Raw genomic sequence first — 26,530 nt, 5'->3', positions numbered from 1 at the left:
TAAAAATATTTTAAGGTCATAAAATGAAAACGGTACATTTAATTCAACATACGCACTGGGATCGTGAATGGTATTTCACTGAGAATGATTCAAAAATTGTTCTTTATTATTTCATGAATGATTTAATAAAACATTTAGAAGAAGACCCTTCTCTTGGCCCATTTGTCTTAGATGGACAGACTGTAGTGTTGGAAGATTATTTACAGGTTGCACCAGAAAGGCGTGATTGTTTACAGAAATTAATTAAACAAGGTCGAATTCTTATTGGGCCTTGGTATACACAAACGGATTTTTTAGTGGTGGGAGCTGAATCCATTACGCGTAATTTATTATTGGGCAAAGCCGATTGTGATCAATGGGAAAATTATATGCCAATAGGTTATGTGCCTGATTCATTTGGACAAAGTTCGCAACTTCCAATGTTTTTACAAGAGTTTGGCATTAACCATGCGGTGGTATGGCGCGGCTGGTGTGAACATGATGTTGCCAGTAGTGAATTTATTTGGAAATCGCAGTCAGGCCATCGAGTCACTACGGCGGTATTACCTTGGGGGTATGGTTGTGCGAAATGGTTGCCTGATAACCCGGAAAAAGCGTCAGCTGTTTTGCCTGCAATCCTAGAAAAACAGGCTCGGTTTGCTCATTCGGACCAGATATTGTTACCTAATGGTAATGACCAGTCGCCATTTGAGTATGCCGTTCCTAGAATGCTTGAGCAGCTAAATAAAGTACAAAATGACTATTATTTTGTCAAAAGTAGCTTTAGTGCATTTTTTGATGCGCTTCAAGCTAATAGTTCGGGATTACCTGAATTCGAAGGTGAATTACTGAGCTCGAAATATATGCGTGTCCACCGCGGTATTTTTTCCACACGGGTGGATATCAAATTATTAAATGCGCAGTTAGAGCAATTTGTTAGCCAACAACTCGAGCCACTTTTGGCGATTAATTGGCGGCTTGGTTTGCCTTACCCACAAACCGCGATTGATAATATTTGGCGCAAAGCGATGCAGTCGCATGCCCACGACAGTATTGGTGGGTGTAACTCTGACCGTGTTAATAGCATGGTAAAAGCGCGCTTAAAAGACGGCTTAGAAAGTGCGAATCAACTGTTTGATCTGAATATGAAAATGCTTGCTTGTGGGATAGAGGCGACCCAAGAAGGTAAAAAAGTGATTATCTTCAATTCATTGCCACATAAAAGAGATGCGCAGGTTCGCATTACACTTTATACACCGGAAAAACAATTTTGTATTAAGGACGATGCAGGAAGACCTTGCCGCTGGCAACTTATTCACGAAGAAAAACAGGATATGTCATTGATCGTACAGGAACTAGCAAATAGTACAACAACGACATGGTATCGGAAGTGTGAAATATTACTTGAAGCGAAAGACTTGCCTTCCTGTGGTTATCGGACTTTTTATTTACTTGAAGGTGAAAATGCGGGCTTTGACACTCCTACCCATATTCAGGCTGAGAATATATTAGAAAATGAATGGTTGAAGCTCGAAATACATCAAGGGCAGTTGACGCTAACCGATAAACGCAGTCAACAGCATTATCCGAACATTCTTCGGTTAATTGATGGTGGGGACGCAGGGGATAATTATAACTATTCGCCACCTGAAAATGATTGGTTAATCAGTAGTGATGGCCATTTAGAGCAATTTGATTGTATCAGGGCGCTTTTAATGGATTCGCTTATGCTTAATTGGCTGATACCCGTTCCTCAAAATGCGATGGCCCGCCAAGAAAAGCAAGCTAATGCGCATTTAACTGCCACCATGAAACTTTCTTTGCCTCATGATAAGGCATGGTTAGATGTCGAAATCACGATCAATAATACAGTCGAAGACCATCGAATCCAGGTAGAGATCCCTACGGTAGTTCAACAGGTGTTTCATTTCGCAGACCAACCTTTTGGTTTGATCCAACGAGAAAATCAGCCAGCTGCCATGAAAATATGGCGAGACGAAAACTGGACGGAAGCACCAACGACACTCTATCCAATGCAAAGTTTGGTAATGCAATATGATGATAAAAAAGGTATGTGTGTTGTTACTAAAGGGCTCAGAGAGTATGAGATACCAGCAAACCAAACCGATATTATTCGCGTAACCCTACTGCGCAGTGTGGGTTGGTTAGGCCAAGCCAATCTCACTTGGCGGCCAGGACGTGCATCGGGTATGGTTCTTCCATCACCAGAGTCACAAATTCAGGGGCTCCATCATTTCCATTTTGCTGTACTGCCGATAGATAATGGTCAAAGTGCCCAACTTTGGCGTGATATTGAGCATTGGCGTTTACCTGCGTTTGGTTACCTAGATTCTGGTTGGTCTCAATTTAAAACTAACCCTCATTATATTGTTTTTCCTGATATTTATAGTTTACTGACGTGGGATAGCGAGCTGCATTTCAGCACTTTGAAAAAAGCACAGAACCAAGAATCACTTATTTTACGAGGGTGGAACCCAAGTAGTGAAACCAAAACTTATTCAGAGCCTAAGTCGAATACACAGATACACCAAGTTACTTTATCGGAGTCTCCATGCATAAATACAGATAAAGCAGCCCCTTGTACGCCTGTGTCTTGGTTGATTAATTAATAAGGAAAAGTAATGAAAGTACTTACATTTCGTTGTGAGTTACCAAATGGTATTCATGCAAGACCAGCGAGTGCAATTGAGCAAAAAACAGCTTGTTTTCAATCAGATATTTTACTTTTTAATAAAAGTAAACAACGCCAAGCCAATGCGAAAAGTGTGCTGGCTCTTGTTGGTGCAGATGTCACTGTTGGTGACGAATGTTATTTTACAATCAGTGGAAATGATGAAAATCTAGCTTATGAAAAACTAAAAATATTTATTGAGCAAGAGTTTATTCATTGTGATGGATTAATGCCGAAAAAAGATAAACCAGAACAAGGAATGATCCCGATATATCTGAGCCGGACACTATCCCAAATTATTCAGGGTGACGGTGTTAGCAAAGGTATTGCAAAAGGTAGGTCTATTTATATGGAATCTTTTGATTTACAAAAGATTTCATTATCAGAGCCATCGAGTTCACAATCAGAGCAATGTGAAATACTAAAACTTGCGTTACAAAGAGCTCGTCAGCAATTTAGTCTAGACATTCAGCAAGCTGATAAAGCAGCGGTTGATATTCTAGAGGCACAAAGCCAATTATTGGATGATGAGGATATTGAAGCCTGCTTGCTTGAACCAAGAGAGGCACGTAATGCGATTGCGGCGTTATCAATGGCAATTGAGGAACTCAGCTTGCCATTTCGAAGCAGTAGTAATGAATATTTACGCCAACGTGAGTTAGATATTAAGGATTTGGGATTGCGTATAGCGAGGCATCTTGGTATTCAATCTAAAATACAACTTCCTAAATTAACAGAAGATTCGATTATTATTTGTCAAGGATTACTAACTCCAAGCGAATTATTGGCATTGAGAGGTGAATATTTGCAAGGTATTATGATGGCTACAGGCGCAGAAATATCACATACCGTTATTTTAGCGCAATCTTTCTCTCTTCCTTTAATATGCCTTTCATCCTCTATGATTGAATCAATCCAATCTGCTCATGTTTTATTGGTAGACACGCAATACGATTTATTAATTATTGAACCTGATGTATATGCAGATAATTGGTTCAAGCTTGAAAAATATAAATTATCTCATTTGGCTATTTCTACGAATAAACCAAAAATTAATTATTCAGTATTGGATCCGTCTTTAATTTTTCTTGATGAAAAAATGGAAAGTAAAGAGGAAGTCATTAAACGATTAACTGATAATTTAGAGATTAATCATCGAGCTGATTCAGGGGCACAAGTTGAACAAGCAATATGGCAGAGGGAAGAAATTTTTAGTACGGCATTAGGTTTCTCAATTGCAATACCGCACTGTAAATCACCTTTTGTTAAACATAGTAGTATTTCAGTATTGCGTTTACCGAATGAGCTAGCGTGGGGAGACAATGTTGATGTTAAATTGGTAATTATGCTAACAATTAATGATTCAGATGAAAATCAGCATATGCGAATCTTTTCTGTTCTCGCACGTAAATTAATGCATGAGTCTTTTAGAAATGAAATATTAAATGCGAAAAAATCAAAATATATTGTTGATTTATTAAAGTTGGAATTAGGGATGTGAGATAAGAATATAAAATAATTTTAAAATTTTAATAAGGTTAATTTTCTTTTAAGTTACTTAAAGGGATGGGATGGTTTTTTCAAAAAAATAAGGAGTGTATATACATAAAAGATAACTAATAACTCATTGTTTTAATCGTTAAATAAAAAATAAATATTAATTATAGGAATCAGTTTATGAAAAACTTAACTCTAGGTATCTCTACGTTATTATTTTGCACAGCAGCGAATGCGACATATATTGACTATCGTCATGAATGGTTAGGGGATGAGCATCGTCATGAAGATCGTGTCAAAATTGGCCATAGCATGCAAAATGGAACTTATTTTAGCCTTGAAGGAAAATGGAGAAGCCGAGATGGCGGTTTCGGTGAAAACCTATCATCAAAAGGAAATGAGGTTGAAGTCGGTTATAAATATAAAGCCACAAAAGATTTTGTTTTAACTCCTTCTTTTGCGCTAGATTCAGGAGATAAAGATACAGCTTATAAATTCAGTGTCAAAGCTGCTTATAATTTAACGGATGATTTTAATATTGGAACTCGTTTACGTTATGGCGTAAGGCATTATGATAACTCTAATAAGCCTAAAAAAGATAATCAACATTATTGGCAGAGTAATTTTTATTTAGGTTATAAGTTGCAAGATTTCTCATTAAGTTATGACTTTGAATATAAATTTGATACTGATTATCCCGCATATAAAGGTAAAGAAAAGGATTATGCACATAATCTGAATGTGTCTTGGATTGGTAATAAGACATGGGTTCCTTATATTGAATTAGGCTATGTTTCCTATGATGACGGTTCATACGTCAAAAATGGACAAACTTACCGTGATGCATGGCAGTGGCGTTATCGTGTTGGCATTGCATATAACTTCTGATAGAAATAGTTAATTATCTAAAGGGAACAAATATGAACAATAAATTAAAATATGGTTTTGCCCTTGCATTAATGTCCGTTGGAACTGTCGCAATGGCAAATGACCCTACGGCTCAATCTTATAATTATCGCGTCGCGTTTATGCCCGACATCCATTTTCATGATGTTTATGGGCAGTTTGCTGATAATGCATTTGAAGGATTAAAAAATAGTAAAAGTGGTCAAAATGCCGTTATTCGTTCTATGTATGCGCAATTAACTTCTACGCGTTTATTTAATGAAAATTATTTTGCTCTACGTGCTGCACTTGATGATGCAGGTAAGAAAGGTATTAAACTCATTGCATTACCTGGCGATTTTACCGATGACGGCCAACCTATTCATTTACGTGGGCTAGTGAAAGTCTTGCAAGAGTACGAGCAAAAATATGGTATGCGTTTCTTTGCAACGCCAGGAAATCATGATCCGAACCGCCCATTTGATATGCCAGCAGGAAAGGAAGATTTTCTTGGAATTGATGGTAAAACTCAACGTATCTTTAGTTTAGGGGCTAATGAGTGTACGGGATATAAAGGAAAAACGGCCGTTATAGAAACGGGCGCTGAGTTACCGACAATTTGTACCGAAGAAATGGTATATAGTGGTTATGGTCGAGTGATGGATGCAATGAAATCGTTTGGTATTAATCCACTACCAGAAGATATTTATTGGGAAACGCCATACTCAAACTATGATTCTCAAGGTTACAGCTATGAAGCAGCTTTAAAATCCAGTGATTTTAACCAAAGACAGTATGAAATTTGTACTCAAGGAACAGGCGGTAAATATAAGCAGGAGGGATATGGGCCTTGTTTTAATGTTGCAGACAGTAGTTACCTTGTTGAGCCTACTCCTGGTTTGTGGTTAATGGCCGTTGATGCCAATGTCTATGTTCCTTCTGAAAAAGCAGATATTAACCACCCTAAGGCGGCTAAAAACTTTGCGGGGTCGGGGAATGCGGGTTACAACAAAATGTTGACACACAAACAACAGACTGTTGAGTGGATGGCGGATGTTGCAAAGCGCGCGAAAGAACAAAATAAAACATTAATCACGTTTAGCCATTTTCCGATGGTTGAATTTGATAATGGCGCAGCAGATGACCTTGAAACCATTTTTGGTAAAGGTAAATTTCAGTTAGAAAGGGCTCCAAAAGAAGACACGAGCCATGCAATGGCAAAAACAGGCATCGGTGTTCATGTTGGCGGTCATATGCATTTTAATGATACAGGTGTACGTAAGTATTCGGATGGCAGCTTACTTTTTAATATTCAAGCTCCCTCAATGGCAGCATATGTCCCTGCTTATAAAATATTGAATTTTAGAAATGCCAATGAAATTGATGTGCAAACTATTATAATAGAAGATGTACCTCGGTTTGATGAGTTATTTGAGCACTATCAGCAAGAATGGGATCACCTCAAAAATACCAACTCGTCGCATCTTTGGAATAAAGATATCTTAAGCGCAAATAATTATTATGACTTCACTAATTGGCATATTACTGAACTGACACGTTTACGTTTTATTCCAGAGGAATGGCCATGTGAAATTCGTCAAATGTTATTTAGTTTGAATGGTGAAGAGATGCTTATTTTAAGCCAATTAGATACAAAGAAAGCTTATAATGAAGTATTAACGGCACCATTGAGCCAAAATCATGAAATCTGTGCAAACGACCCTGGGACTGTTAATGTCACCGAAATCTATTTGAAGAAAGACTCTGATGCATGGAAAAAAGCCAGTGATAAAGCCGCTATTCTTGCTAAAAATACAGGGTATCAGTTAAAGGACTTTGCAAAATGGAATGGTTTTGATCTTGCTGTGGATTTTTATCGTTTACGTAATGCAGACGAGCTTGCGTTACAAGATATACCTGTAGAAAGATTAAATCAGTATCGATTCCTCACAGGAACCTTGTTATCGTCATTACCAACTGAGACTGACAAAATTAATGCGGGTAGTTCATTTGAAAATATTTTTAAATTACGTTTTGGCAGTATTTTCACTGTAATTGATAAATATCTACAAGGAAATCCGAGTCGAGATTTTTATCTTAATATTGAGTCTGGTGAAATTAAACCAATGAATGTTAATCAAGCTAGTAATTAGATTAACGATAGATAACATGGCTATAATAATGAAAAATCACTAACATCACTTGTGTTAGTGATTTTTTATGATAAAAATCATCCAGTTTATGGGGGATTATGAATTTTCAATTCGCTAATATTAACTAGTAACCAACTTAAATGGGTAAGTAAAAAATAATAGATGCCCTAAATTCAACCCGAAATGAATTGATACCGCCAGCCATAATTTACCACTCCACATCCAAGCTAAGCCATAAATCAAACCAGCTAACGTAGCAAAGAGAATTAACAACGGCCCACCAGCAAAATGCACTGCACCAAATAACAGTGAAGTAATAACTAATGCGAGGTAAGGTGATTTTAACCAAAGGGTTAGGCGTTGCTGTAAATAGCCACGAAATAGCGCTTCTTCTGCTAATGAAACAAAAAATAGATTACAGAGCATAAAAGCAGGTAACCAACTAGGAAAATGCCATTCAAAGGCTAACCCACCAGCAGCAGTCGCAATTAGCAATAAAAGTGGAACAAAACTAACTAATAGTGCCCATTGAACTTTAGTTGCATGTTTGGCTGGACGGCAAATAAATAATGTTGGTAAGCAGGCAAGTAAAATAAAAGGGACGAGTGCCTTATCAAAATTAAAATACATTGTGAAAGGAGCGCTATGTGTTCCTACTGTGACTTTATCTAGATATTTCAGGTTATTAAAACCAGGAAATAAGTGAATGAATAACCCGATCGCACAGATTAGTAAGGTGATTTCACTGATAATTTTTATGGGTAGGTAGTGTTGGAAACGCAAACGAATAATGGCAATTAACGTAATACAAGCTAAGAGTAGAATCGCTTGCCAATCAATAATGTGTGTGTATGCAGCAGTAATGATTGTGCAGATGAGTAAAAAAAGAGCAATTAAACGATGTGTTGCAAGTGTAGCAAGTGAAGAGGCTAACATTAACCAAGCCATAAAGAATATCCATTATAATGTCTAAATTATTAGAAGAGGCGAAGTGTAATGATTTTGTGTTATTTTTCTAATTGAAAATAACTGAATAATAATAAATTAAACAAAATCAAATGGTTGTAATTAGATAATTTAGTTATCATCTATTAAACATTAGATTAAATTTGCCAATAGTTTCATCGTATCTATTGGCAAATAAGTCAAAAATTAGAGCGCTTCAATATCGTAACGGTATTTTCCATTATCAGGGACAAAAGTGAGCCGATGCGTAATACAAGCAGGGGCATCTTCATGATGATGGGTAACGAACAGGAGTTGTGTGTTACCTTGGCTTAGCATTACATCAATAAACCGCAGTACTAATAATCGGTTAAGACCATCTAAGCCTTGTAATGGCTCATCTAAAATCAGCATGGCAGGCTGTTTAACTAGCGCTCGGGCAATCAAAACTAAGCGCTGCTGCCCCCACGAAAGACTATGGAAAGGTTGCTGAGCTGTTTGTGTTGAAAAACCTAACAAAGCTAACCATTCATGCGCTAATTGTATTTGACGGTCAGAAGGTGCTTGGTACAAGCCAATAGAATCATGAAAACCGGAAATAATGACATTGAGTACACTGGTTGCGACTCGGTATTCTTGGTGAATGCTATTGCTGACATACCCAATATGGCGCTTAATATCCCATATGGTTTCTCCTGACCCACGACGGAGGCCAAATAAGGTTAAGTCATTACTGTACCCTTGAGGGTGATCTCCTGTAATCAAGCTCAGTAACGTTGATTTTCCTGCTCCATTTTCGCCGATAATTTGCCAGTGTTCGTTTGGATTTACCTGCCAATTTAAACCGTGCAGTATCGGTTTGTCATTGTAGCTAACGGTCCCATTTCTCAAAATAATACGAGGCGTTGTATCATCCAGTTTTTCGTCTGCGGTTGGGTCTTCGGTTTCAGGGATGAAAAGATGTTTAATTTTCTCGCTGTGCTGTAATTGTGTGATTAGCGTGTTAGCGAGTACTGACTCTCTATTTCCCGCCATCGTTAGCTTACAGTCTGCGACAACACCCATATTTTCAATAAATTCAGGGAGTTCATCAAAGCGATTTAGTACTAACACCAAGGTGAGGCCTTTTTCAGACAAACTAGAGAGTAGTTCACTAAGATGATTTCTTGAGTAAACATCTAAGCCATCAAATGGCTCATCAAGGATTAGCAAGTCAGGGTTGCCCATTAATGTTTGGCATAATAAAACCTTACGAGTTTCACCGGTGGAAAGGTATTTAAAGCGACGCGAAAGTAAGTCACTGATACCAAAGCGAGCGGCCAGTTCGAGACAAAATTCATTGTCTTTATGGTTAAATTGAATGATTTCAGCAGCGGTATACCCTGTGTCATCTTCATCATCACTGAGCATATCCGTATTGTTGCGCTGCCATTCTTCATTGATGATTTTTTGTAATTGTTCAAATGATAAACGAACTGGAGAGGTGAATGTATTTTTTACGACACCCGAAAGTGGAGGGAGCTCATTGGAAAGCACTCGAGCGAGTGAAGATTTACCGCTGCCATTAGCACCAATAAAAGCCCAACTTTCCCCTTTTTCGATGTTAAGTTGTTGAATGTCTAAAGTCTGGATTTCGCTGAGCTTAAAGTTGCCATGTTGTATTGTTATTGTGCTCATCAAGCTTCCTTATCATGATTATTTACCTTGTCATCTATCACAAATAATCAGGATTGAAGATAAAGTCAACAACTGAACGGCATGGCAGGAAAAAAAGGTGAATGCTTACTTACTTTTATAGTAAGTAAGCAGGACAAATTAACACAGGGTGGCAATAATCACTTGGTCAGCATTGAATAGTGCAGTAACGCTATTATTAATTTTCAAAGATTGGCTATCAATTTCACTGTTTGGCATGGTTGAACATAAAGTTTCACCGCCTGTGAGTGTCACTATCACTTCGCTGTTCTCATCACCTCTCTCCAAAGTGGTAATTTTCCCTGCAAGGTAGTTATCAAAGCCTGTTGGGTTAGGTTGTTTAGTTATTTTTACCCAAGGTGCTTTAATCAATGCGAGAACTTCTTTACCTTCGGTTAACCCTAAACGGTTAGCACTTTGCTCTGTTAGTGCGGCATTAATCACAGTGCTGTTATCGGCTAAGCGAATTTGTACATGTTGTTGAACTTGCATATGGTCACGGGAAATTAAAGTACCAAAAAATTGGTTACGGGCACTGGTTTGCAATGAAAACCGTGAAATAGCCGCTAATAAGCTGTCTAAAGGGAGATTATCTTCTTTGAGTACATCAAAGGCTTTTTGTTGAATTTGCGCCAGTAAATCATAAAGTTGAAGTAATCTTTCACCATAATGGGTGAGTGTTGTGCCGCCACCGCCTTTGCCACCTGTTGCTCTATCAACAAGGATATCATCAGTGAGTTGATTCATTTCATTGATGGCATCCCAAGCACTTTTATAGCTGATCCCTGCGAGTTTAGCGCCTTGGCTGATTGACCCTGTCGCTTTAATTTGTTTTAGTAGCGCGATACGGCGAGGATCAGCAAATAAACTGCCCTGTAGTTTCAGTGTGAGTAAAATTTCGGCCTGCATAAATTTCTCCCTTCCGGCGTGGCTGGTGATGACAGACGTAAAAAGCACGTTTAGTATGTCGTTAGTATAATATTTTGTCTAAAATAGTCTCCATTATAACGTAATTGTGCGTTATTATTCTGATTTGATTTATACTCAATGTACTGAGAGTCAAGTTTTCCCTCGTCGGCGTATCTTGTAGGCTGGTGGGCACAGTATCACTGAAGAGGTTTTTTCCTATGTTTGAACTAATTAAAAGTTTGGGTTTTGCCCTGATGATGGTTCCAGTCGTTATGTTTTTGATCATGGGTTTGATCTATGGCTTGGGTGCATTCTTTAACTTACTGTCTAAAGCACATGTACCCCATCATCACAACACTGAAAACAAGTAATTTTTAACAAAATTTCTTATGTGGCTGATTATAGACCCCCTGACTGTAAATGCAGTCAGGGGGTTTTTCATATTGGAGAGGAATTTCATGATGGTCGGTATTCGTTATCGTAGTAAGTAGAAAATAATTGCCGACGTTCATGAAGATTAAATTGCTCTTGTTCATAAATTGTTTTATTTAAGAAATCTTGGTGGAATTGTTTGAGCGTTTTATCAGGATCTTGCTGAATATTTTCAGTTAATTGCTTTATTGCTGCAATAACAAATAATCCACAGCCATTAGGTACGTTCTGTTGGATGTTTCCTTCTATGTAAGTGATATCTTCTTCAGTAACACCGCCCTTTTTGGCTGCCACTGTTATTTCTTTTCGAATATCGGTACTCACGTTATCGTATGAATTAAATAGAATGCATTTTCTTTTATTATTCGCTGATTGATGTATTGGATCTGCCTGATAGAGCACAAATAAGATCCAATGGTTATCATTAACATTGATAGGGAATAATTCGAATTGGTTTAATGTGTTGCTATTCAAGACTTTTTGTTCAATTATTTCTGCTAATAAATTGTATCCGCTTTGGGTGAGGCCTATTGAGTCATTGACCGTCATATTTGATGGCAAAGTTGGGTTATTTTTATTGCTTGCATCAATCTCATCACTTGTTGTCATCCTGTTATTATCCCAAAGAGTGGATTCCGTAGGTTCATTTTTCATCAATAGTTTTGTTAAACCAAGTCTATCAATAACTTTTTCTATTGCAGATCCGACAATATAAAGGAGCTTAGAAGGGGTCGTTAGTTTCGAGTCTTTTAGGTGTTTTTTGGTTTTTGTATTAAGGTGTAATTGATATAATTTTTTGCTAGTTTCTTGTATTTCTTTATCTATACCTTTCTTTGCAGGCAGCTTTCCGCTAAATAAATCAAACAGAATATTTTCTGCTTTTCTTCCCTCACTGTCTTGCCGTAGAGCGATATTGTGTAATAAATCGATACTCTCTAAGTTCCCATTACTAGCCGATTTTGCTAAAGAAGCTAAGGTTTCAGATGCTATTTCTTTATCAAACAGTCCATTAAACTGTTCGACTGTTAATTCTGCCATAAAGTGCGTACTAAGCTTTGTCGGAAAGGCCACCATATAATTACCTTTGCTATGTCATTTGTAAAAGTGGAATGGAATACTGAAATGTGCACAACTTGTGCCGATAAAGTTATAAGGGCAATAGAAAGTTTTCTATAGAAAAACGATTTGGGTACTTGTGTGTTTTTTCATCAGCTAATTTATCCTTTAGGGAAAACATGCAACAAAATTGCATCATTTCTTGCGCCAGCACACTTTTATCGCGAGTTTGACTTTAAGTTATCGCTGTGTCCTGTTATATATAACGTGTCGATTAATACTAGGGTAGATAAAAATGAAAAAAGGTTTGGTATCACTTCTCGCGGGCGCAACATTGACATTAACGATGGCTAGCCACAGTTTTGCAGCTGATAAAATTACGGTTTTTGCCGCTGCATCACTGACTAATGCATTAAATGAAATCTCAGAACAATATAAGAAAGACACCCAAGTTGAAGTTGTTGCTTCTTATGCATCTTCTTCGACTCTAGCTCGTCAAATTGAGCAAGGTGCTCCCGCTAATTTATTCATTTCTGCTGACCAACAGTGGATGGATTACGCTATTGATAAAAAGTTGATGGTCGAAGATACACGCTATACATTATTAGGTAATGAATTGGTGTTAATCGCACCGAAAGATGCAAAAATTGATAAAGTCGAAATCAATAAACAAACGGATTGGAAAAAATTGCTAGATGGTGGCCGTTTAGCCGTTGGTGATCCTGACCATGTCCCTGTTGGTATTTATGCCAAAGAAGCGTTAAGCAATTTAGGCGCATGGGAAACGGTTAATCCACTATTAGCGCGTACGAATAATGTGCGTAGTGGTATGGCATTAGTTGAACGCCAAGAAGCCCCTTTAGGGATTGTTTATGGTTCTGATGCTGTCGCTAGCCAAAAAGTCAAAGTGGTCGGTGTGTTCCCAGCAGATACACATAAACCTGTTGAATACCCAATGGCAATTGTTAAAGATCAAGATAACCAAGCAACGCGTGATTACTATGAATACTTGAAAACCCCTGCGGCTTCAGAAGTATTCAAACGTTACGGTTTTGAACCTCGAACTAAATAAACGTTAAGAGAGCATTTTTTTGCAGATGTTAAGTCCTTATGAATGGGAAGCGATTTACCTAAGTCTAAAAGTATCCAGTGTAGCTGTAATTTTCAGTTTACCATTAGGTATTTTAATTGCGTGGGTATTGGTTCGCTGTAATTTTCCTGGAAAAACACTGCTTGATAGTATTATCCACCTACCACTGGTATTGCCGCCAGTGGTAGTGGGGTACTTACTGTTGATCAGTATGGGTAAACGCGGTTTTATCGGTGAATGGTTATACAACTGGTTTGGCTTTAGTTTTACCTTTAGTTGGCGGGGCGCTGCGCTTGCGTCTGCCGTGGTTGCATTTCCACTAATGGTGCGTGCAATTCGTTTAGCGCTTGAAGCGGTTGACCAAAAATTGGAGCTAGCAGCGAGGACATTAGGTGCGACACCATTACGTGTATTTTTCACGATAACCATTCCGCTCTCTCTTCCCGGCATTATTGTCGGAACAGTGTTAGCCTTTGCACGTTCGCTTGGTGAATTTGGCGCCACAATTACTTTTGTTTCGAATATACCAGGTGAAACACAAACCATCCCATTAGCGATGTACACCTTAATTGAAACGCCGGGGGCAGAAGTAGACGCTGCGCGCTTATGTGTCATTGCGATTATTTTAGCCTTGATTTCATTATTGATCTCAGAGTGGCTAACCCGCTGGGGTAAAAAGCGTTTGGGAGTGGCCTAATATGTTAGAACTCGATTTTTCACAAAAATTAGGCGACTTACAGTTAGAAGTTAAAACGCAATTGCCAACGGAAAGTATTACCGCGGTTTTTGGGCTTTCTGGCGCAGGAAAAACCTCGCTTATCAATGTGATAGGTGGGCTAACTAAACCCAGTAAAGGGCGTGTTGTACTCAATCGTCGTACATTGGTGGATGTAGAAAAAGGGATTTGCTTACCGCCCGAACAACGCCATATCGGTTATGTATTTCAAGATGCACGGTTGTTTCCTCATTATCGGGTGAAAAGCAATTTGCGTTATGGCATGGCGCCTGAAATGAAAGCCCGCTTCGACGATATTGTCGGGCTGCTTGGTATTGAAAAATTACTCAATCGCTACCCGATAACCCTTTCTGGTGGTGAAAAACAACGAGTTGCCATAGGTCGTGCATTGCTTACAGCCCCTGAAATTCTCCTGATGGATGAGCCGTTAGCCTCTTTGGATTTGCCCCGAAAACGGGAATTGCTGCCGTATTTAGAAAAGCTTTCTCAAGACGTTAAAATTCCGATTTTATATGTCAGCCATAGTTTGGATGAAATTTTGCGTTTAGCAGATAAAGTCATCGTGATGGCACAAGGTAAAGTTAAAGCCTTTGGCGCCTTGGAAGATGTTTGGGCAAGCAGTGCTTTGCGTCCTTGGCTACAGCAAGAAACGTTAAGCAGTGTGGTCAGTGCAACTGTACATAGTCAACACCCTGATTATGAAATGACAGCGGTGATTGTGGGGAGTCAAAAACTGTGGATCCCACGTGTTAACGCACCACAAGGCACTAACGTTCGGATACGTATTGATGCATCGGATGTATCTTTGGTGCTTGAAAAACCACAAGTGAGCAGTATTCGAAATATTTTGGCCGCAGAAGTGGTTGAATGGATTGAAGATGGCGAACAAGTGGATGTGAAGCTAGATTTAGGCGAAGAACATTATTTATGGGCACGTATTACCCGCTGGGCAAGGGATGAGCTGTCTATTCGTAAAGGTAGAAAAGTGTATGCGCAAGTGAAGGCTGTATCGCTATCTCGTCATCTATAATCACTCGTCGTTCTTGGCGTTGTGACAATAGAAAATAAGAAAAGGAAAGCTGAGCTTTCCTTGAATTAATAAAATAATTGGACGTTACAGAACGTACTTACGGATAACTTCAGCAATACCCGGTTCAGTATTAACTCGAGTCACGAGCTTAGCTTGTTGCTTGATTTCATCAACCGCATTACCCATCGCGACACCTAAACCTGCGGTTGTCAGCATACTTAAATCATTGAAATTATCACCAAAAGCGACAACATCATTCATTGTCATCCCTTGGGATTCAACCCATTCCTTTAAGCGTTGGCCTTTACTATTACCTTTACGGCCGACATCCACCTGATCCATCCAAGACCATTCACAATCTAAACCAAAGTCATTTTCAATTTCACTAACGACTTGATGAAGTTGATCTGTATTTGGTGAGCTAACAGCAAATTTCCAAATAGAATCATAGTTATGCATCACATCAGCGTAATCTTCAACAAATTCAATGGTTGGACGCTGTGCAACAGGTAAGGATTCAGCCCAATTTAATGTACGTTTAATGCCTTCTGTTTGCGCGTTATAGAGCATCGCATTATCAACATACATTAAATGTTGAATATCAGTACCACGCAGTTTATCGATCATTTGCGTGACTGAATCGAGGGTCATCGGATTAGATTTTAGGACTTTTTTGCCTAAATAATCGTATAGATAAGTTCCGTTACAGCAGATCGCTGGTGTATCAAGGTCTAAGGTTTGGTAAAACGGATGAATAGCGACATGATGACGACCTGTCACAATGATGACCTTAACGCCTTGGCGACGGGCTTCCTGTAAGACAGCTAGAGATTCCGGTAGAATTTTCTTTTGGTGATCAAGTAGTGTTCCATCAAGATCGAGCGCAATAACGCGGTATGACATAAACGGCTCCACGTGATTTTAGAGTTATCTATACGATGATTGGCAGCATCAGTATAGGAGATGAGGATATATTGAGCACAGCTATAAACTATCATATTCATGTTAGTAAGCTAAGGTTGTTTTATCATCATAGCGGATAATAGTAACGAACTGAACCGTTTTAGTATCACTATTATTTGTTCTTGGCACGATATATATAGTGGTGTTGGTGTCATTTTTTACAGTTAAAGCGAAATTAAACTAATAGCTGCGATAAATTGTAGATAATATTAATTGGCATTGTTAAATCTAGCTGTTGTTGAGGTTGTCTGTCAGAGACAGATATTCCATATTGTTTAGGTAGATACTTTTGATGTGAAAAGCTCAATATCGACTATGATTTTAAAATTTTAAGATAATGAGGCGTTTTTTTAGTAAATTGCAGAATTGAAATTTCGAACGCTCAAAAAGTTGTTAGCATGGACTCATACTACATTGAAGTGATTTGTGGCGAAGGTTATTTAGATAGTATTTAGCATCTTGCTAGTAAGAATAAAGGGTTTATTGTGGTAGCCAATAAAACTTTGATGTTACATTAAAAAATCAAGTTGAAATAATATACTTCGTTATTTATTAAAAATAAACAAGCATAATATAAAAAGTAATTTTCTTAGATTGTTTTCTTTGTGAAATATTAACTAATATGCATGTCGTTTTAAATTGAAAATAAATTTCATGCGAAATAGTTGGGCCATTAATATGGGGATTTAATTATATGAGGTTGGCGATAATTGGATGTGGGAATATTGTAAGAAAGGAACACATACCTGCATTATGTAGTTTGGGGGTGAGTATTAGTGCGCTGTGTGATATATCGATAAGTAATATTTATAAAACAAAATTATTATTAAATTACAGTCCTCCTACTTATTTATGTTATCGTAAAATGTTCGATGAAATTGAGCCAGATACAATTATTATTGCTCTTCCTCATGAGTTATATGGAAATGTAATTTTTTATTGCTGTAAAAATAATATAACAATAATAAAAGAGAAGCCATTTGCTTTAAATGTCATGCAGGCGAAAAAATTAAAGAATTTAATAATTAAAAATGATATGAGATTTTTTACTGTTTGTCAAAAGAGATATACGTTAGCTTATGAAAAACTGAAAGAATATTTAATCTCAACAGAAGAAAAAGTCTCCCAAATAGAAATAAGATACACTATTCCTAGTAAAAATCCAAATAGTGACTGGAGAAGCAGTCATGCGAGTTCTGGTGGTGGTGTTTGGTTGGATATGGGCTATCACATTGTAAATTTAGTAAACTATTTATTTGATGGAGATGAAATTAATGTTAATTACTCTAGGTTAATAAATACTTCTTCTGGTGAATATGATGTTGATGATGTTGCTTTTGTAGAGTTACAATGCAGAGATACAATTATTTTTATATATATATCATGCGTAGGATATAAGAAACATGAAGATGTAACGTTAATAAGTAATAATTGTATTATTTATGGAAATGAAAATATAGTTCAGGTTAAGTCAAAGAAACAAAAAATAATAAATGAATTTAATTTTATTAATGCACTTGAGTCACCATTTGTTCGTATGTATCGAGAGCTTTTTTTCAGTGATTCTCAAGACAGTTTCAATAGTAACTTAGTCAGTTCACTTGCCGTGACCGATATTTTAGAAATTGCTTTCAAAGAAAGTGGTTATAAAGCGATAAAATAAAAAGGAATGGAAGTATGATGAAATCAAAATACTGTAAGTTTAGTCATCCAATTATTACAGATGAAATTAAAGATAGTGTTAATAGGCAACTTTTTGAAGATATCTCAATTTATGATAATGGTGGAATTTACGAGCGCCTAGAAAGTACATTTAAAGAAATTTTTGATGTAGAAAATGCAATTGCTGTTAATTCTGGTACTACAGCATTATTTTCCATGTTTTATGGTGCTGGTATAGGCCGAGGGGATGAAGTAATAGTCCCTAGCTATACATTCTTTGCTACATGCTCTCCACTCCACCAGCTAGGCGCTGAGCTAAAATTTGCAGACTGTGGGGATAATGGCAATGTAGATCCAAAATCCGTAGAAGCCCTGATTAGCGATAAAACAAAAGCGGTGATTATTACACATATGTGGGGGATACCGTGTGATATGGATGAACTGATAGATATATGCGAACGACACGAAATTCTTTTATTAGAAGATAGTTCTCATGCACATGGAGCAACTTGGGATGGCAAAATGATTGGGAGTTTTTCTGATGGTTCTGCTTGGAGTTTTCAGGGTAAGAAAATACTAACTTCAGGCGAAGGTGGCTTCTTTGCCACTAAGCATCGTGAATTCTACGAACGAGCTGTGTTAGTCGGGCATTTTAATAAGCGTGCAAAAAAGGAAGTGAACACTGATAGTTTAAGAGATTTTGCTATTACAGGGACTGGCCTTAATTTACGAATGCACCCACTTGGTGCTTCGGTTGTTATGCCTCAGATGCTAAACTTTGAGCAGATGATGCAAGAAAAAAGGGAAACTGCTCATTTATTGAAAACTGGAATTGAGCAGATCGATGGTTTAAAGATAGTTCGCATTCCTAAAAAAGCGAACCCAGCTTGGTATGCCATGCCAGTTATGTTTGATCAGTCTAAATTTTCAATTGGTCTGCATGAATTCGTAGATATATTAAACCAAGCTGGTGCACTTGAGGCTGATATACCTGGCTCAACGTGCCCTATCAATGAATATTCTCTCTTTCACTCACCAAATAAAATCTCTCGTGACTATGGTGAGAAAATTCGAATTAATAAAGCTTATTTCGGAAATGCTATAAAATTTCACAATAGTATGTTTAAGTTGGATATTTGGTACGGAGAAGAGCGTTTCAATTTTATTGATAATTATTTATCAATCATTTCATCTGTTGCAGAGAAGTATCGAAGATGATAGAAAAATATATCCCTCATTCAGTCATGTCCAAACTTAAAAACTATGATCGTGTTGTTGTAGGCGGTTTAATCAAAGCTGGACATGATTCAAAAATTCTTTTTTTGAAGCGTTCAGAAGGCGAGTTCATGCCAAATGTATGGGAAATTCCTTCTGGTGGCATGGAGTGTGATGAAGATATGCAGACAGCGCTTAGTCGTGAAATCGCAGAAGAAACCGGAATGATAATTATTGAAATTTCTGGGTTTTCCGGTGCGGTTGAGTACCAAGCAATGGGCCAACGTTGTATCCAATTAAACTTTAATGTTTCATGCTCTGGTCATGTTTGTTTAAGCTCTGAGCACTCAGATTTTGCATGGTCTACTGTTGAATCATTCAAGGGAAATCTTGATCGTTTTATGTTGAGAACGTTAGGGTTGCAATGAGTTACCAAAAAGCTAGTTAAGGAGTTCTACAGTGTTAAATATTGCTTTAGAAGCCGCGAATACTGCTAGTAAATATTTACTAAAAGGTTTTTACGAAGCTGGTACATTTACCAGAAAAATAGATAACACCATTGTTACCGCTACAGATCTTAAAGTAGAAAATGTGATAAGAGAAGTACTTCAGGCGAGAACTCCACATATTCCTATTTTAGGGGAGGAGTTCGGAACAAATATTGAAGGTGAATTTTCTACCGGATGGATAATAGATCCTATTGATGGAACACGAGCATTTTTGTATGGCGTTCCATTATTTAGTACGTTAATTGCTTATGTTGAAAGTGGCATTCCCCTTGTCGGAGTTATATCATTTTCCGCTATTGATTCTATATATTATGCATCGTTAGGGAACGGGTGTTGGTCTAAAAAAGGTGATCTTGCACCAAAACGGATATGCACTCAGATAAAAAAAACGAAAAAATTAGGCGAAGCTGTTGTTTCGATATCAGGTATACACAGTACCAATTTTGATAACAGAGAAGGTAACAAAGCTTACAATCTATCAAATGTCGTTAATTCTGCTCAAGATATGGTTTTTATAAATGATTGTTATCAGCATTTAATGGTAGCAGCAGGAAGGATCGATTGTGCTATTGATACGTTAATGAAACCATGGGATATCGCGGCTATTTTACCTTGCCTTACTGAAGCTGGAGTTTATTATGCAAACATTAATGGTAATAAAACAAACGTGATCAATGGGGGAAGTTTGGTGTCAGCATCCTCCTCTGAGTTATTGGATGAATTAATTGTAGCTTTAAATTCATGACGCTGAACTTTGGCGCTATTTACTCACTGTGATTTGCATAATATAGGGTATAGTGAAGCCAATGTAGTGGACTATAGATGCGGTTTTGTATTTTTATCATGAATTAAGGAGTCAGGATGAATCAGGTTGTTTATATTGCGAGCCCCGAGAGTCAGCAAATTCACGTGTGGTCGATGAATGAGGTTGGGGAACTTACTCTTTTACAAACAGTAAAAACACCAGGCCAAGTGCAACCTATGGTATTAAGCCATGATAAAAAATACCTTTATATTGGTGTGCGCCCGAATTTTCGTGTCGTAACCTATGAAATTGAAGGCAAAGGGACACTGCGTTTAAAAGCAGAAACATCCGTTCCGGGAACGCCAGTTCACTTATCATTGGATAACACGGGCAAATATTTATTTGTTCCTTCATATCATCAACATAATCTATCAGTTCTGACTATCAATGATGAAGGTGTACCAAACCAAGTCGTTCAAGTGATTGAAGGATTGCAAAATCCACATTCGTCTCATGTTGATGTTGATAATCAACAGCTTTGGGTGCCTTGCTTAGGTGAAGACCATATCCGTTTATTCGATTTACATGAAAATGGTTATTTAACCGAAGCAACTGCAGACCAAATTACTACGGCTGAAAAATCTGGCCCTCGTCATCTGGCCTTCCATCCGACTGAAAAGGTCATTTATTGTGTGAATGAGTTAGATTCAACGGTAGGCGTATATCGTAAATTCACTCGCTATCGTAACATGCAAACTTTGGCAAATTACCCATTAGGTAACGAAAGCCAGCGCTGGGCTGCCGATATCCATATTACGCCAGATGGCCGCCATTTATATGTTAGTGAACGTTCTGAAAGCTACCTCAGCCACTATCTGGTTTCTGATGACGGTTGCGAGCTAACATTAGAAGCACGTTACCCAACAGAGACGCACCCAAGGGGCTTTAATATTGATGCGACAGGTCGTTTTTTAATTTCCAGCGGGCAAAAATCAGACCACGTTTCAGTTTCTGAAATTGACCCGATTACGGGAAAATTGCGTTTATTAGCACGCTATGGGGTAGGGAAAGGACCTATGTGGGTCACTATCCTTTAATCTTCGTCATACTTCGAGCTATAGCGGTGTTGGCTTCACTCGGCTACTTGGGTCACATACTGGTGTATGCTCCCCAAGATATCCTCGATTGCCGCCTTGCTATAACTCGAATTATTTAGAAGATTCTCTAGTTAAAAATCTAGTTAAAAATCTAGTTAAAAATCTAGTTAAAAATCTAGTTAAAAATCTAGTTAAAAATCTAGTTAAAAAATCGACTTAGATTAAGATTGAATTTATTGAGTTATCCCAACACTTTTGCCATCGTATTCGTCACGTTGCTCAGTTGCTCTGGGGTGATGATGTACGGTGGCATTACATAAATCAGTTTGCCGAATGGGCGAACCCAAACACCATTTTCCACAAATACTTTTTGCAAAGCCGCTGTGTTTACAGGTTTCTTCATTTCAATCACGCCAATTGCACCTAGAACTCTCACATCTGCTACGCTAGGATGGGATGCTAATGGTGTTAGCTCAGTCTTAAGTTGTTGTTCAATAGTGGTAATTGTTGTTTGCCAAGGGCTATTGAGCAGCAAAGTCAGGCTAGCATCTGCAACGGCACAGGCAAGTGGGTTGCCCATAAAGGTTGGGCCATGCATAAAACAACCCGCTTCCCCATTGCTAATAGTTTCTGCAACGTGGCGGGTTGTGATCGTTGCCGAAAGGGTCATATAACCACCGGTTAATGCTTTTCCTAAACACATAATATCCGGTGATATATTTGCATGATGGCAAGCAAACAATTTGCCTGTACGACCAAACCCCGAAGCGATTTCATCGGCAATTAATAATAGACCATATTGATCGCATAAATGGCGAACTCCCTTTAAATATTCAGGGTGATAGATGCGCATTCCACCAGCGCCTTGAACAATCGGTTCAAGGATGATCGCTGCAATTTCATGGCTATTTTCGGCAAGTTGTACCTCAAGAGGGTGCAAATCTGCACTATCCCATTCATCGTAAAAACCGCATTGTGGGGCTTCCACAAAAATATGCGGAGGTAAATACCCCTTATACAGGCCATGCATTGAATTATCAGGGTCACAAACGGCCATCGCACCGAAGGTATCACCATGATATCCATGACGTAATGTGAGGATCCGTTGACGCTTTTCCCCTTTGGCTTGCCAATATTGCAATGCCATTTTCAGAGCAACTTCAACCGCCACTGACCCGGAATCGGCAAGAAAGACACATTCGAGTGGCTCTGGCGTGATTGCAACCAACTGCTTGCATAGATTCACTGCGGGTGGGTGCGTAATTCCACCAAACATCACATGGGACATTTTGGCTAATTGCGTTGTGACCGCTTGGTTTAATACAGGGTGATTGTAACCATGAATGGCTGCCCACCATGAAGACATCCCATCAATTAATTTTTTCCCATCGGCCATGATTAGCTCAGCTCCATGGGCTTCAACAATCGGATAAGCCGGAATTGGTTGGCTCATCGAGGTATAAGGGTGCCAAATATGTTTGGCATCAAATTGAATATCTACGTTATCCATTTGCTATCATCGTCAACTTTTTTATCTCATTTTAGTTGACATGATAATCACAATATTTAAACTGGCAACAACTTTTTCAACTGGAGCGTTTCCGTGAGCCAATTAAAACAGTGGACAATAAAACAAGCTAATGAACTGTTTTCAATGCCTTTTTTTGAACTATTATTTCAGGCACAGCAAATTCATCGCCAACATTTCGACCCCCAGCAAGTGCAAGTCAGCACTTTGTTATCGATTAAAACTGGGGCTTGCCCTGAAGATTGTAAGTATTGCGCGCAAAGCGCCCGCTATAAAACAGGGCTAGAAACTGAAAAATTAATGGAAGTTCAGCAAGTTCTGGAATCGGCGAAAAAAGCAAAACAAGCAGGTTCAACCCGTTTTTGTATGGGCGCGGCATGGCGTAACCCGAAAGAACGCGATATGCCTTACCTTGAAATGATGGTAAAAGAAGTGAAGTCACTCGGCATGGAAACCTGTATGACTTTAGGGATGATTGATAATTCCCAAGCTCAACGCTTAGCAGAAGCAGGATTAGATTATTATAACCATAACCTTGATACCTCTCCAGAATACTACGGCAATATTATTACGACTCGCAGTTATCAAGATCGCTTAAATACACTCGAAAATGTACGAGATGCAGGGATCAAAGTCTGCTCGGGTGGGATTTTAGGCTTAGGTGAAAAAGTTAGTGACCGAGCGGCCTTATTAGTCCAATTAGCCAATTTACCGAAACCGCCAGAAAGTGTGCCGATCAACATGTTGATGAAAGTTGAAGGCACCCCAATGGCAGATAACGAAGATGTCGATGCATTTGATTTTATTCGTACTATTGCCGTTGCACGCATCATGATGCCAACGTCATACGTTAGGCTGTCTGCAGGCCGTGAATACATGAATGAGCAAACCCAGGCATTATGTTTTATGGCCGGTGCAAACTCCGTATTCTATGGGTGTAAATTATTAACGACGCCAAACCCTGACGAAAACAAAGACTTGGCGCTATTCAGAAAACTGAATATTAACCCTGAGCGTTTTGAAACCGACGAAGGGAATAACCATCAAGCTGCTAAGTTAGCCGAAACGTTGTTAACTGCTGATAACGCTCAATTTTATAACGCTGCAGTATAATGACTTGGCAATCATTTATACAAAACCAGATAGCGCAGCGTAAGCAGGCGTCTATCTGGCGTCAGCGTCAGTGCATTGATCATGCGAATGGTAGGTCTCTTTATTTTTCCGGAAAAGAATATCTCAACTTTTCATCCAATGACTATTTGGGGTTATCTCACCATCCCCAAGTGGTTGCCGCTTGGCAACGTGGTGCCGATGAATATGGCGTGGGGAGTGGGGGATCGGGACATATCACAGGGTTCACCAAAGCGCATGATAAATTAGAGCAAGCGCTCGCTGGTTGGCTAGGCTACCCAAAAGCCTTATTGTTTATTTCTGGATTTGCTGCGAACCATGCGGTGATCACCGCATTAATGACGGAAAAAGATCGTATCTTAGCGGATAAGCTCAGCCATGCATCGATCATGGAAGCCTCGATTCATTCGGGGGCTCAATTAAGGCGCTTTCAGCATAATAATCCATTATCACTCGAAAACTTAATCCACAAGCCTATTTCGGGAAAAACGCTTGTTGTGACGGAAGGCGTTTTTAGTATGGATGGTGATAGTGCTCCCCTTCAACAATTACAGGAAATAGCAAGAAATCTGCATGCTTGGTTGATGGTTGATGATGCACATGGTATTGGCGTTATCGGAGAACAAGGTCGTGGTAGCTGCTTTGCGAGTGGGGTTAAACCTGAAATTTTAGTCGTAACATTTGGTAAAGCATTTGGTTTAAGTGGCGCAGCGGTGCTGTGTGATGAGCCAACGGCTGAATTTTTCATCCAATCTGCACGCCATTTAATTTATAGCACTTTGATGCCTCCGGCTCAGGCAGTTGCTCTTCTAGCGGCCGTTGAGCAAATTCAGCTTGCGGATCAGGCACGAGAAAATCTTAAGCAACATATTGAATATTTTAGACATAATGCTGATTTTCATGGCATGCAACTGACTGATTCAACGACGGCTATTCAGCCATTAATTGTTGGCGAAAACCAAGCTAGCCAACAGTTAGCCAATTTTTTACGCAACAAAAATATTTGGGTGCAAGCGATTAGGCCGCCAACGGTTCCGCCCGGGAGTGCTAGGCTACGGATCACGTTAAGTGCTGCACACCAACGTCAAGATATCGATCAATTATTGGAGGCTTTACATGACTTTATCGCTCAGTCGTGAAAAGCATAAAATTGCAGCGGCATTTGGCCGTGCAGCTAAAAGTTATGATGCAGTGGCAAGTTATCAACGATCAACAGGAACACAACTCCTTGATCATCTGATTTCAGCCTTAAATCACTCACAATCAACGGCGCCATTGCATATTTTAGATGCAGGGTGCGGTACGGGCTATTTTAGCTATAAATTGAAAAACCAAGGGCATCGCGTCACTGCATTAGACCTTTCTGTGGGAATGCTTGAAATGGCACAAACGAAAGCCGTGGCCGATCACTATTTATGTGCTGATATAGAATCCATTTCATTAGATTCACAAACCTTTGATGTGGTTTTTTCAAATTTATCGGTCCAATGGTGCCAAGATCTGAGTAAAGCATTAAGCGAATTGTATCGGGTGACAAAACCGGGTGGAGTTGTGGTGTTCACTACGCTTGCAGAGCATTCTCTCACAGAATTATCTTCAGCTTGGCATTCACTTGATGGCTATTCGCATGTGAATTCCTTTCTCAGTGTTCAACAGATACGAAATAGTTGTCAGTCATGGAGACATAAACTTATTTTTCAGAAGGATACACTCTATTTTCCTGAGTTAATAGCGTTGCTCCATTCATTGAAAGGGATTGGCGCGACACATTTGACCACTGGGCGTAAAGCTGGGCTAGTGACTCGTCAGCATTTGCAGCAACTTGCTTTGCTCTATCCAATGACAGAGCAAGGCCTACCTTTAACTTACCATACGGTGTTTGGAGTGATTTACCGTGACTAAAGTGTATTTTGTAACAGGAACGGATACAGAAGTAGGGAAAACCGTTGTAAGTTGTGCTTTACTGCAAGCCGCAGGTTATCAAGGTTTGAACACGGTGGGCTTTAAGCCCGTTGCATCTGGAAGTGAACTCACGGTAGACGGGTTGCGTAATAGCGATGCGTTATTATTACAAGCCAATAGCCGAGTAAAATTACCCTATCAGGTGATTAACCCGATTGTGTTTGAAGCACCCACTTCGCCACATATTATCAGTGAAGAATTAAATCAACCTATTGAATTTTCAATAATCAATCAAGGGTTGGCTTATTTGAAATCTCAAGCTGATTGGTTATTAGTGGAAGGTGCTGGTGGCTGGTATACCCCGTTATCCGTAGAAAAAACGTATGCAGATTGGGTGATTGAACAGCAGTTACCCGTTATTTTAGTGGTTGGTGTTAAGTTAGGTTGTATAAACCATGCATTGTTAACCATGGAATCTATCGAGGCTTCAGGTTTGCCTGTGGCTGGCTGGGTCGCCAATGAAGTTGAACCTGCTGGTCGTTTCCAAGCACAATATTTGCTGACACTTAATCGAATGATTAAGGCACCTTGTTTAGGTGTGATCCCACATCAAGACACTCTTAACGGTGAATTAGGCAGCTATTTAGATCTTTCTTTATTAACTCTTTGATTATATAAA

Annotated in this window: 23 protein-coding genes; 17 read left to right on the top strand and 6 right to left on the bottom strand. The window is 38.8% G+C overall.

What is annotated here, in order from left to right:
• Positions 1 to 23 precede the first annotated feature (23 nt).
• The 4 genes from FVA69_RS15380 to FVA69_RS15365 all read left to right on the top strand — a co-directional run bounded on the left by FVA69_RS15380 (position 24) and on the right by FVA69_RS15365 (position 7,206).
• Positions 24 to 2,609, top strand: coding sequence for a glycoside hydrolase family 38 C-terminal domain-containing protein (locus FVA69_RS15380; protein ID WP_164529080.1), 2,586 nt, complete (start codon positions 24 to 26; stop codon positions 2,607 to 2,609).
• A 12-nt stretch (positions 2,610 to 2,621) separates the two neighbouring features.
• Entirely contained in the window at positions 2,622 to 4,172 is a 1,551-nt protein-coding gene (locus FVA69_RS15375) for a fructose PTS transporter subunit IIA (protein ID WP_164529079.1), read from the top strand.
• 176 nt (positions 4,173 to 4,348) lie between these two features.
• The gene (locus tag FVA69_RS15370; protein ID WP_109910953.1) at positions 4,349 to 5,056 is read left to right on the top strand and encodes an oligogalacturonate-specific porin KdgM family protein; all 708 of its coding nucleotides are present in this window, start codon (positions 4,349 to 4,351) and stop codon (positions 5,054 to 5,056) included.
• A 32-nt stretch (positions 5,057 to 5,088) separates the two neighbouring features.
• Positions 5,089 to 7,206 (top strand): metallophosphoesterase family protein, encoded by a 2,118-nt coding sequence (locus FVA69_RS15365; RefSeq protein ID WP_110731792.1) that lies wholly within the window; start codon positions 5,089 to 5,091, stop codon positions 7,204 to 7,206.
• Between the two features lie 120 nt (positions 7,207 to 7,326).
• Here FVA69_RS15365 and FVA69_RS15360 read toward each other — a convergent pair whose 3' ends face one another.
• The 3 genes from FVA69_RS15360 to modE all read right to left on the bottom strand — a co-directional run bounded on the left by FVA69_RS15360 (position 7,327) and on the right by modE (position 10,755).
• A complete protein-coding gene (locus tag FVA69_RS15360) occupies positions 7,327 to 8,154 on the bottom strand; it encodes a CPBP family intramembrane glutamic endopeptidase (protein ID WP_109910955.1) in 828 nt (275 codons plus the stop codon).
• Positions 8,155 to 8,358: 204 nt separating this feature from the next.
• Positions 8,359 to 9,828, bottom strand: a complete 1,470-nt coding sequence (modF, locus tag FVA69_RS15355; protein ID WP_164529078.1) for a molybdate ABC transporter ATP-binding protein ModF — start codon at positions 9,826 to 9,828, stop codon at positions 8,359 to 8,361.
• Positions 9,829 to 9,966: 138 nt separating this feature from the next.
• Positions 9,967 to 10,755, bottom strand: coding sequence for a molybdenum-dependent transcriptional regulator (gene modE, locus FVA69_RS15350; RefSeq protein ID WP_004909124.1), 789 nt, complete (start codon positions 10,753 to 10,755; stop codon positions 9,967 to 9,969).
• A 218-nt stretch (positions 10,756 to 10,973) separates the two neighbouring features.
• On the opposite strand from modE, the gene FVA69_RS15345 reads away from it, so the two are divergent.
• On the top strand, positions 10,974 to 11,126 hold the full coding sequence (locus tag FVA69_RS15345) for an AcrZ family multidrug efflux pump-associated protein (RefSeq protein ID WP_004909125.1): 153 nt from the start codon (positions 10,974 to 10,976) through the stop codon (positions 11,124 to 11,126).
• 85 nt (positions 11,127 to 11,211) lie between these two features.
• On the opposite strand, the gene FVA69_RS15340 is transcribed toward FVA69_RS15345, so the two are convergent.
• Positions 11,212 to 12,261: an ElaD/SseL family deubiquitinase gene (locus FVA69_RS15340; protein WP_004909126.1), complete on the bottom strand. Its 1,050-nt coding sequence runs from the start codon at positions 12,259 to 12,261 to the stop codon at positions 11,212 to 11,214.
• Between the two features lie 277 nt (positions 12,262 to 12,538).
• Here FVA69_RS15340 and modA point away from each other — a divergent pair, with 277 nt between their 5' ends.
• From modA to modC, 3 genes are read left to right on the top strand one after another with little or no spacing between them, the layout of a single operon-like run.
• Positions 12,539 to 13,315 carry a molybdate ABC transporter substrate-binding protein gene (gene modA / locus FVA69_RS15335; RefSeq protein WP_109910958.1) on the top strand — a complete coding sequence of 259 codons (777 nt, stop codon included), beginning with the start codon at positions 12,539 to 12,541 and terminating at the stop codon, positions 13,313 to 13,315.
• Positions 13,316 to 13,340: 25 nt separating this feature from the next.
• Positions 13,341 to 14,030 carry a molybdate ABC transporter permease subunit gene (gene modB, locus FVA69_RS15330; protein ID WP_109910959.1) on the top strand — a complete coding sequence of 230 codons (690 nt, stop codon included), beginning with the start codon at positions 13,341 to 13,343 and terminating at the stop codon, positions 14,028 to 14,030.
• Between the two features lies 1 nt (position 14,031).
• A complete protein-coding gene (gene modC, locus FVA69_RS15325) occupies positions 14,032 to 15,099 on the top strand; it encodes a molybdenum ABC transporter ATP-binding protein ModC (RefSeq protein WP_004909131.1) in 1,068 nt (355 codons plus the stop codon).
• A gap of 84 nt (positions 15,100 to 15,183) precedes the next feature.
• Here the strand turns inward: modC and FVA69_RS15320 are convergent, their stop codons facing one another.
• Positions 15,184 to 16,002, bottom strand: coding sequence for a pyridoxal phosphatase (locus tag FVA69_RS15320; RefSeq protein WP_109910960.1), 819 nt, complete (start codon positions 16,000 to 16,002; stop codon positions 15,184 to 15,186).
• 754 nt (positions 16,003 to 16,756) lie between these two features.
• On the opposite strand from FVA69_RS15320, the gene FVA69_RS15315 reads away from it, so the two are divergent.
• The 5 genes from FVA69_RS15315 (at position 16,757) to pgl (ending at position 21,290) form a co-directional block, all read left to right on the top strand.
• Positions 16,757 to 17,725 carry a Gfo/Idh/MocA family protein gene (locus tag FVA69_RS15315; RefSeq protein WP_164529077.1) on the top strand — a complete coding sequence of 323 codons (969 nt, stop codon included), beginning with the start codon at positions 16,757 to 16,759 and terminating at the stop codon, positions 17,723 to 17,725.
• 14 nt (positions 17,726 to 17,739) lie between these two features.
• A complete protein-coding gene (locus tag FVA69_RS15310) occupies positions 17,740 to 18,942 on the top strand; it encodes a DegT/DnrJ/EryC1/StrS family aminotransferase (RefSeq protein WP_109910962.1) in 1,203 nt (400 codons plus the stop codon).
• A complete protein-coding gene (locus FVA69_RS15305; RefSeq protein ID WP_004909135.1) occupies positions 18,939 to 19,367 on the top strand; it encodes an NUDIX hydrolase in 429 nt (142 codons plus the stop codon). Before FVA69_RS15310 ends, FVA69_RS15305 begins: the two co-directional genes overlap by 4 nt.
• Positions 19,368 to 19,398: 31 nt before the next feature.
• The gene (locus tag FVA69_RS15300) at positions 19,399 to 20,193 is read left to right on the top strand and encodes an inositol monophosphatase family protein (RefSeq protein WP_109910963.1); all 795 of its coding nucleotides are present in this window, start codon (positions 19,399 to 19,401) and stop codon (positions 20,191 to 20,193) included.
• A gap of 116 nt (positions 20,194 to 20,309) precedes the next feature.
• Entirely contained in the window at positions 20,310 to 21,290 is a 981-nt protein-coding gene (gene pgl / locus FVA69_RS15295; RefSeq protein WP_109910964.1) for a 6-phosphogluconolactonase, read from the top strand.
• Between the two features lie 241 nt (positions 21,291 to 21,531).
• On the opposite strand, the gene bioA is transcribed toward pgl, so the two are convergent.
• The gene (gene bioA, locus FVA69_RS15290) at positions 21,532 to 22,800 is read right to left on the bottom strand and encodes an adenosylmethionine--8-amino-7-oxononanoate transaminase (RefSeq protein WP_164529076.1); all 1,269 of its coding nucleotides are present in this window, start codon (positions 22,798 to 22,800) and stop codon (positions 21,532 to 21,534) included.
• Positions 22,801 to 22,893: 93 nt separating this feature from the next.
• Here bioA and bioB point away from each other — a divergent pair, with 93 nt between their 5' ends.
• From bioB to bioD, 4 genes are read left to right on the top strand one after another with little or no spacing between them, the layout of a single operon-like run.
• Positions 22,894 to 23,931: a biotin synthase BioB gene (bioB, locus tag FVA69_RS15285; RefSeq protein ID WP_164529075.1), complete on the top strand. Its 1,038-nt coding sequence runs from the start codon at positions 22,894 to 22,896 to the stop codon at positions 23,929 to 23,931.
• Positions 23,931 to 25,088, top strand: coding sequence for an 8-amino-7-oxononanoate synthase (bioF, locus tag FVA69_RS15280; RefSeq protein WP_164529074.1), 1,158 nt, complete (start codon positions 23,931 to 23,933; stop codon positions 25,086 to 25,088). Before bioB ends, bioF begins: the two co-directional genes overlap by 1 nt.
• On the top strand, positions 25,066 to 25,851 hold the full coding sequence (bioC, locus tag FVA69_RS15275) for a malonyl-ACP O-methyltransferase BioC (protein ID WP_164529073.1): 786 nt from the start codon (positions 25,066 to 25,068) through the stop codon (positions 25,849 to 25,851). The genes bioF and bioC overlap by 23 nt, the downstream gene beginning before the upstream one ends.
• Entirely contained in the window at positions 25,844 to 26,521 is a 678-nt protein-coding gene (bioD, locus tag FVA69_RS15270) for a dethiobiotin synthase (protein WP_109910969.1), read from the top strand. The genes bioC and bioD overlap by 8 nt, the downstream gene beginning before the upstream one ends.
• Positions 26,522 to 26,530: the final 9 nt, after the last annotated feature.

The sequence above is a fragment of the Providencia sp. PROV004 genome (assembly GCF_011045615.1).
GTDB classification, from domain to species: Bacteria; Pseudomonadota; Gammaproteobacteria; order Enterobacterales; family Enterobacteriaceae; genus Providencia; species Providencia rettgeri.
The sequence above is the reverse complement of the archived record's forward strand: the minus strand, read 5'-3'. Positions and strand labels throughout refer to the sequence as shown.